We start from the raw sequence: 892 nt of genomic DNA on the forward strand, positions 1-892 counted from the left end.
CCTCCTGACCCGTCCGCACACCCTCACCGCACCGTCCGATCACCAATCCCCCTCGAAGGAGAGCAGTCGCTTTGGCGAAAGCCGCGCCCAAGGTCATAGGCGTTCTGACCGCGCCCGCCCCGCCCCCCAGGTGGGGCGCCAACCGCCACAAGGTGCTCCTGGTCCTCGGTCTGGCCGTCGGGTTCTACCTCGGCACCCACAACGCCTCCACCGACGCCGCGTCCCGCGAGGACCAGCCGAGACCGGCCCACACCGCACCCGACACCCGCCCCACCACCCCGGAAGGCACCCGCCCATGAAGACGTCCACCCTCGCCTACCGCGGGCTCCAGGTCCTCGGCTGGCTCCGGGACCGCGCCGACGACATCAGCAGCGCGTTCACGCTCGGCTGGTCGCACACCGCCCTGTGGCTCAAGGCCGCCGCGATCGTCGGCGGCCTCGCCACGGCGGCCACCCTGCTCGGCTGGGCCGGCGACCTCGGCCTCCAGGCGGCACACGCCCTGCCCTGGCCCACCCAGAAGGTCGCCGATCCCACCGGGCTGCTCGCCACCATCGACCAGCCCGTACGGCACTACCTGAACACCCACACCGCGCAGCTGCCCGTCACCGCGACCACCGCCTACGCCCTGTGGCAGGCCATCGGGGCGCTCGCCCTGGTCCTCGGCTTCTGCCGCTCCAGCGGCGGCCGGATCCTCTGGCTCCTGTGGGGCGCCTTCACCGTCGCCGCGGTCTTCACCGCCACCCCGGCCCCCGGCCGGGAAGTCGCCGCCGCCATCGCCACCCTGGGCTGGGCCGGACTGAGCCTGTTCGCGCTGCGCGGCATCAGCCTCTCCCCGACCGCCCTCATCCACGTCCACGTGCCTGCCCCGCCGGCCCCGCCCGCACCGCAGATC

At 74.0% G+C, this 892-nt stretch carries 2 protein-coding genes; both read left to right on the forward strand.

The window, feature by feature from the left end; all coding sequences use genetic code 11:
• Window positions 1-71 precede the first annotated feature (71 nt).
• Window positions 72-299, forward strand: a complete 228-nt coding sequence (locus tag JS521_RS35905) for a hypothetical protein (protein ID WP_205087025.1) — start codon at window positions 72-74, stop codon at window positions 297-299.
• The coding region (locus JS521_RS35910) for a hypothetical protein (RefSeq protein WP_205087026.1) at window positions 296-892 on the forward strand (597 nt) is incomplete at its 3' end. The genes JS521_RS35905 and JS521_RS35910, both read left to right, overlap by 4 nt.

The sequence above is a fragment of the Streptomyces durocortorensis genome (assembly GCF_016901035.1).
Lineage (GTDB): Bacteria > Actinomycetota > Actinomycetes > Streptomycetales > Streptomycetaceae > Streptomyces > Streptomyces durocortorensis.